The organism is Syntrophorhabdus sp. (assembly GCA_012719415.1).
Taxonomy (GTDB): Bacteria; Desulfobacterota; Syntrophorhabdia; order Syntrophorhabdales; family Syntrophorhabdaceae; genus Delta-02.
This window is the reverse complement of sequence record JAAYAK010000074.1, coordinates 1-6,875: the sequence shown is the minus strand read 5'-3', so window position 1 is coordinate 6,875 and position 6,875 is coordinate 1. Positions and strand designations below refer to the sequence as shown.

At 59.2% G+C, this 6,875-nt stretch carries 7 protein-coding genes; all 7 read left to right on the top strand.

Annotated features, from left to right (window positions below; all coding sequences use genetic code 11):
- Positions 1–136 precede the first annotated feature (136 nt).
- The 7 genes from GXX82_04935 (at position 137) to GXX82_04905 (ending at position 6,398) form a co-directional block, all read left to right on the top strand.
- Positions 137–793: an MBL fold metallo-hydrolase gene (locus tag GXX82_04935; GenBank protein ID NLT22373.1), complete on the top strand. Its 657-nt coding sequence runs from the start codon at positions 137–139 to the stop codon at positions 791–793.
- Positions 794–810: 17 nt separating this feature from the next.
- Complete coding sequence (gene hpt, locus GXX82_04930; GenBank protein ID NLT22372.1) at positions 811–1,335, top strand: hypoxanthine phosphoribosyltransferase; 525 nt, start codon at positions 811–813, stop codon at positions 1,333–1,335.
- Positions 1,332–1,775, top strand: coding sequence for a hypothetical protein (locus tag GXX82_04925; GenBank protein NLT22371.1), 444 nt, complete (start codon positions 1,332–1,334; stop codon positions 1,773–1,775). Before hpt ends, GXX82_04925 begins: the two co-directional genes overlap by 4 nt.
- 239 nt (positions 1,776–2,014) lie before the next feature.
- Positions 2,015–2,503, top strand: coding sequence for a flavodoxin family protein (locus GXX82_04920; GenBank protein ID NLT22370.1), 489 nt, complete (start codon positions 2,015–2,017; stop codon positions 2,501–2,503).
- A 227-nt stretch (positions 2,504–2,730) separates the two neighbouring features.
- A complete protein-coding gene (locus GXX82_04915; protein ID NLT22369.1) occupies positions 2,731–4,770 on the top strand; it encodes a PAS domain S-box protein in 2,040 nt (679 codons plus the stop codon).
- 9 nt (positions 4,771–4,779) lie between these two features.
- Positions 4,780–5,427 (top strand): response regulator transcription factor, encoded by a 648-nt coding sequence (locus GXX82_04910; protein ID NLT22368.1) that lies wholly within the window; start codon positions 4,780–4,782, stop codon positions 5,425–5,427.
- A 182-nt stretch (positions 5,428–5,609) separates the two neighbouring features.
- Positions 5,610–6,398: a YjbE family putative metal transport protein gene (locus GXX82_04905; protein NLT22367.1), complete on the top strand. Its 789-nt coding sequence runs from the start codon at positions 5,610–5,612 to the stop codon at positions 6,396–6,398.
- The last annotated feature ends 477 nt before the right edge of the window (positions 6,399–6,875 follow it).

Genomic DNA, 6,875 nt, shown 5'->3' with positions numbered 1-6,875 from the left:
TCTTTATTCTACCTTTCTTCCCGACTATTGCAAGACTTTTCCTCGGATGTGTGAAATGGCGGGCGGTCCCGGTGCCGCCGTGTCTTGACAGTGGGCGAAAGTCGTTGTAATATAAAGGAAAAAAAGGAGGATGGGGATGAAGATAAAATGGTACGGTCATTCGGCATTTCTCATAACGACGGCGAGGGGCGTGAGGATCATAACCGACCCGTACCAATCCGGCGCATTCGGGGGAGACCTCTCCTACGGGAAGATCACGGATGAGGCCGATATCGTGCTTTCAAGCCATGACCACGATGACCACAATTATACGAAGGACATAAGAGGGCGGTTCACGTATATCAATAAAGCAGGGGCTTACGAGGAGAAGGGGGTCAAGATACGGGCCATGCCGACCTACCACGACGGGTCGAAGGGAAGCCAGCGGGGGAAGAACCTCTTCTTCGTCGTCGAGAGTGATGACCTCACGGTCGCCCATGCGGGCGATCTCGGTCATGCTCTGGACGCGGCGACGGTGAAGGAGATAGGGGCCGTGGATATACTCCTCCTCCCGGTGGGAGGGTTCTTCACGATAGACGCGTCGGAGGCGACACGGATAGTCGAGGCCCTGAAGCCGCGCGTCACGATACCCATGCATTTCAAAACAGAGAAATGCGCCTTCCCCATAACGCCTGTGGAGGATTTCACCCGGGGAAAGGAAGGGGTGAGGGATCCGGGCGTCACTGAGGTGGAGTTCTCGAAGGCCGGCCTCCCCGACGAGGCACAGATAGTCGTGTTGGATCATGCCCTCTAGGGGCCAGGGGGCGGCGGATGCTGAGACCACTCTTTTCGAAAAGGGACATAGCGCGAGCGGTCAGAGGGCTCGCGAGGCAGATAGAGAAGGATTACCGGGACGAAGAGATAGTCTTCGTCTGCCTGTTGAAAGGCTCCTTCATGTTCACGTCGGACCTGGTGCGATGCGTCAGGAATGTGTCACGCGTCGACTTCATGCGCGTCTCATCGTACGGCAACGCCATGAAGACCAACGGCAGGGTGAAGATCCTGAAGGACCTCGAGGAGGACATCGAGGGCAAGAACGTCATCATTGTCGAGGATATCATAGACTCGGGCCTCACGCTGACACACGTCCGCGGACTCCTGGACGACCGGAAACCAAAATCTCTCAGGATCTGTGCCCTGATAGACAAGAGATGCAGGAGAGAGGTTGAGATCGAGGGGGATTACGTAGGCTTTACCATAGACGATGGGTTTGTGGTGGGTTACGGGATAGATTACGCCGAAAAATACAGGAATTGCCCGGACATCTGCGTCGTCGTGGAGGGTGATGGCGAATGAGAAAACCACGTACCGCGTCAGCCGTGTGCATCCCTCTGGTCGTTTTCGTGTTCTTTGCCGCCGCGTCAGCGGAAGCATTCCAGGGAGAGCCGGACGGATATGGGGGGTTGTCCTGGGGAACAGAGCTCGAAAGCCTGGCGGGATCCATGGAATACGTGGGCACGCGCAAGGAGACCCCGGACACCGCCGTGTACCGACGCGCGCGGGATGATCTGGGCTTCGGCAGAGCGCGCCTCACGGCGATCGAGTACGGGTTCACGGCAGGAAGGTTGACAGTTGTTACTCTTAAGGTTGACTCTCTGCTCCAGTACCTTCTCGTAAAGGAGGAGGCGCTGAGGAGGTTCGGGACCGGCAGAGAAGAGGATCCGAGGGCGGAAAGGTTCATATGGGAGGGTGACAGGACGACCATACGGCTCGTCAGCGCCTTCGACCTGTCCTGAGACGGCGCCCACGGGGAAGGGTTCCTCGAGTTAAGAAAGAATGACCAATGACCAAATCACGATGACCAAACGAGAGACGATAACGAATGTATCAATGACCGATGCAACGACAAATGAGCAAGGAAAATGTGGGCATCGGCATCACTTTCCGTGTATTCTGGTTTGAACATCCGGTTTTTGTCTTGTTTCCTGGTCATTGGAATATGGTCATCGATCATTCACATTGCGAAGGAGGTTCTATGGAGATCCTTGTGCTGTATCATTCCAGGTCGGGAAACACAAAGAAACTTGCCCAGGCCATTGCGGCGGGCGTGGAGTCCGTCAGCGGGGTTACCTGCGTGATGAAGGACACGAAAGAGGTTGGCCAGGAGGATTTCCTGCGCGCGGACGGGATCATAGCCGGCTCGCCGGTATATTTCGGCTCGATGGCGGCGGAGCTGAAGGAGATCTTCGACAAATTCGTTCCCGTCCGGAAGAAGATGGGCGACAAGGTCGGGGCGGCTTTTGCCACATCCGGGGACCTTTCGGGAGGGAAGGAAACTACGATGATGTCGATCATCCAGGCCCTGCTCATCTACGGCATGATCGTCGTCGGCGACCCCCTTGATGCCACGGGCCATTATGGTGTATCGTGTACGGGCGTTCCCGACGAAAAGACGGTCGATAATGCCGGCAAATTGGGGAAGAGGGTGGCGAGCCTGGCGCTGGCATTGAAGAAGAACCCGTGAAGGTTTCACGTGAAACACCGCCGGGGCGGCCGCTGACCCGACCCCGAAGCCGGAAGGACAGGTAAAGGACGAGATGGCCCCTGGCTTCGGGTGGACAGACGGTCCCTCCTGTGCCTGTGCCGCGGGGGACACGGGCACTCCGGCGCGAGCGCTCCGCAAGGCCTTCCGCATTCACAACGGCCTGCCTGGAGCAGAACCGGTCGACACAGATAAGGTGTTGAAATAGCGTGAAGAAAAACGAGAGACTCGTTAAGAGCAAGAAAGCAAAGGGGTCCGTGGCGGTCCGGAGGTCCGCGGGCAGGACGGGCGACGCTCAAGACGTTCGGGCCCTGCTCGAGGACAGCGAGGCCCGGTACCGTCTCCTCGTGAAGCACTCTTCGGACGGCGTCTTCCTCTTCAATCCCCGGACACTGAAGATCCTCGAGGCAAATGCCAGTTTTCTCAAGATCACCGGTTTCCGCGAGGAGGAGATAACCCGGCTCACACTGCTCGATATCACGGCCATGAAGAAGAAGGAGATCCTGCAGAACGTCCGGGGCGTCCTGAAGGATGCCGAGATCGTCTCCGGGCTGCGCCAGTACCGAAGGAAGGACGGCACCCTCATCGATGTGGAGATCACGTCCTCCCTTATCAATTACCGGAACGACCAATTCATCATGGTGAACGTCCGGGACGTCACGGAACGCCTCAGGGCCCAGCATGAGCTGGAGCGACAGGCAAGCATGCTTCGCGACCAGGCAGAGATCATCGATATCGCAGAGGACGCCATCATCGTCCGCGATATGACAAATCATGTTCTGTTCTGGAACAGGGGGGCCGTGAACCGGTTCGGCTTTTCCCTGGATGAAGCCCTGGGACGGCCCCTGTCATCTCTCCTGAAGACGAGGCACCCCGAACCCCTTGCCACCATCCGGAAGCATCTCCTCTCCGAGGGGAAATGGGAAGGGGAACTCATCCATCGCGTGAAGGACGGCCGCCGCATCATCGTGGAAAGCAAATGGAAGCTCAGGACGGACAGGAGGGGAAAGCCTGTGGCGGTGCTCCAGATAGACAACGACATCACGGAGCGCAAGCTCGCGGAAGAGGTGCTGAAGAGGTCGAAGATGGAACTGGAGCGGCGGGTGGCCGAGCGGACGAGCGAGATAACGCAAGCGAACGCCCGCCTCGTGCAGGAGTTAAAAAGACGCCAGCAGGTCGAGGAGATGCTGAGGAGGGGCGCCGAGCGTTACAAGAACCTCTTCGAAAACTCACCGCTGGGCATATACCGGACAGATCCCCGCGGGAGGATTCTCATGGCCAACCCCACACTGATCCGCATGATGGGCTATTCCTCCTTCGCTGAGTTCGGCGCCGTGAGATCATACAGAAAGAGTTGCGAGCCCACCTACCTCAGCAGAAAGATCAGGGACCGGCTGGAACGCGAAGGCAGGGTCCGCGGGTTCGAGGCGCAATGGAAGATGCGCGACGGGACGAGGATGCACGTGCGGGAGAACGCCAGGGCAATACGCGACGCCGCCGGCCGGACGCTCTACTACGAGGGTACCGTTGAAGACATAAGCGAACGCAAGCAGGCGGAGGAGAGGTTAAACCAGTACCAGCGCCAGCTCCGCTCCCTGGCGTCGGAGCTCTCCCTTGCGGAGGAACGGGAACGCAGGAGGATATCGAACCTTCTCCACGACCACATAGGCCAGCTTCTCGCCACAGCGAAGATGAGGCTGGGCTGGATCGAGAGCGCCGTCAAGGACGAAAGCATAGAGCGGGAGATAGACGAGATACGTGACCACATCGGGCAGGCCATCCAGTTCGGCCGGTCGCTCACCTTCGAGCTCAGCCCCCCCATCCTCTACGATCTCGGGCTTGAGGCGGCCCTTGAATGGCTTGCGGAACAGGTGGAGAGCCAGAACGGCATCCACAGGGAGTTTGAGAGCGATGGTTTCGAAAAGCCCATACGGGACGAGATCAGGGTGCTCCTCTTCACTGCCGTCCGGGAACTCCTTGCGAACGTGGTCAAGCATGCCGGGGCGACACGGGTTAAGGTGACGGTGCGCAGGGTGGACGAGAGCATATCCATCCATGTCGCCGACGACGGCAGGGGCTTCAACGCCTCGAAGCGCAGTTACCACATAGCGGAGGCCCGCGGGTTCGGGCTCTTCAGCATCCGGGAACGCCTTCAATCGCTCGGAGGCCACATGGATGTGCGCTCGCAGGTCGGCAGAGGGGCGCGCATAATACTCGTGGCGCCCCTCAAACGGGAACAGGAGAACTAGGGGTCGACGATGAAGATACGGATAGTGGTGGCCGATGACCACAAGATCATGCGGGAAGGCCTGAAGGCCCTCATCGACAAGCAGCCCGACATGGAGGTCGCCGCTGAGGCCCAGGACGGACTCACGGCAACGAAACTTGCCCGCAAGCTCTTGCCGCACGTCATCATAATGGATATCGGGATGCCCGAAATGAACGGCATAGACGCGACGCGAGAGATCGTGGCGGAGAACAAGGATATAAAGATAATCGCCCTTTCGATGCACTCCGACCGGAGGTTCGTCCTCGAGATGCTCAAGGCGGGAGCGTCGGGCTACCTCCTCAAGGACAGTGCCTTCGAAGAGCTCGTCACCGCCGTCCATACCGTGATGACGGGCCAGTCCTACTTGAGCCCGAGGATCACCGACATCGTGGTCAAGGAATACCTCCATAACCTACCCCGGAACGAATCCAGCGCCTTCACGATCCTCACCCAGCGCGAGAGGGAGGTGCTGCAGCACCTCGCCGAGGGCAAGAGCACAAAACAGATAGCATCTACCCTGAACCTCAGTGTGAAGACCGTGGAGACCCACAGGCAGCAGATCATGGACAAGCTCCAGATACGCAGCGTCGCGGAACTGACCAAGTACGCGATCAGGGAAGGCATAACCTCCCTCTGAAGACCTTCGCGACGGACGGTTGTGAGCCCTCTTCGCCCTCAAGGGTCCGAAAGGGGGCATCCGTTGCAGCTTTGCACGCCTCAGGGAAAATACCCCCCAAAATCAGGAAAATCCCGATGGCCCCGTGCCTCCGCGGGGGATATACTTGGTTTGCGGATCAGCATCTGGGAGGTAGCGAGACCGTGAACAACATCATAGGCACAGCACAGGTAACGGGAGCCGCGGACCTCATCAGCGCTTCCATGAGCGGAGGCCTCCTCGCTGATTTCGCAACGGTGATGGGCTCCAACGCGGCGCTCTCCGGGGGCAGCGCCCTGATCATTGCCCTTGCGGCCCTCACGCTCCCTCCGTCCCGGCGCCTTCAGGGGGTCATACTCGGGACCGCCGCCACCGTCCTCGCCAGGGCGTTCCTTGCCTGTCTGCCGGGAGCTCTTCTCAACGTCCCCTGTCTGAGACTCTGCGGAGGACTTCTCATTCTTGCCATCGGGTTGAGGCTCCTTGTCGACGGTCATTCACCGAAGATGCAAAAAGAGACTCCGGGCGGGTCCATGAAGGCCTTCCTCATGATCGTCCTCGCGGACCTGGCTATGAGCCCCGACAGCGTGCTTACCGTGGCAAGTGCCAGCAGGGAAAATCCGGCCCTTGCCTTTCTGGGCCTATGCGTAAGCGTACCGATAGTGGCCTTCGGCGGCGGTTTCATATCGCGGCTCATGGGGCGCTATACCCCCGCCGTCTATGCGGGCGCCGCGATTCTTGGCAAGGTTGCGGTGGACACGGTCCTTGCTGATCGATTGACCGTGAGATTCCTGCACACCCCGGGACCGGCAATGCGGTACGGCGCCGAAATGCTGGTGGCCGTCGGCTTCGTTGCCACGGGCATGTTCCTTGTCAGGCTGCGGGAGATGAGGCATCCAGCCGTCCCGGCCCCTCATTCGGGGCCCTTCCACCTGACGGGCTGGGATATACGATGATGCCGCTCCACTTCGGGAGGGTAGGGGCGACAGGAAAAGCGAGAAGGATCGTTCAACGCGCGGACTCGCGCCCACAGGACCGACCGGGAAGGGACGCTGCAGGGAGAAGGGGGTAGGAAGCTTCAAGACGCCGGAAGGCGGTATTTGGGTCCAGCGTCGCAGTCCCTGCCGGTCCTGTGAGAAAGGGAGAAGATGTAAGGCCCATTGCGGCCGCGCAGCAAACGTTCATCAATACCCCGACGGAGGTCGGGATCCAAGCGCCCTTGCCCTGCGTTCCAATCGGGATCCCGGCCTCCATTGCAGTTCCCAGCCGGCATGAAAAAAGACCGTCACAGGTCACAAGTCTCATGTCTCAAGTCTAAAAACCAAAAAAAACTGCTGGCGGGTCAACAATTATGTTGACAGCCCATCCCCTTTCACCGTCTTTTTTTGGCGACCTGCGACCTGCGACCTGCGACCTGCGACCTGCGACCTGCG

Coding starts and splice junctions, on each gene's coding strand:
- hpt (NLT22372.1), top strand. CDS start 811: ATGCTGAGACCACTCTTTTCGAAAAGGGACATAGCGCGAGCGGTCAGA.
- GXX82_04910 (NLT22368.1), top strand. CDS start 4,780: ATGAAGATACGGATAGTGGTGGCCGATGACCACAAGATCATGCGGGAA.
- GXX82_04935 (NLT22373.1), top strand. CDS start 137: ATGAAGATAAAATGGTACGGTCATTCGGCATTTCTCATAACGACGGCG.
- GXX82_04920 (NLT22370.1), top strand. CDS start 2,015: ATGGAGATCCTTGTGCTGTATCATTCCAGGTCGGGAAACACAAAGAAA.
- GXX82_04925 (NLT22371.1), top strand. CDS start 1,332: ATGAGAAAACCACGTACCGCGTCAGCCGTGTGCATCCCTCTGGTCGTT.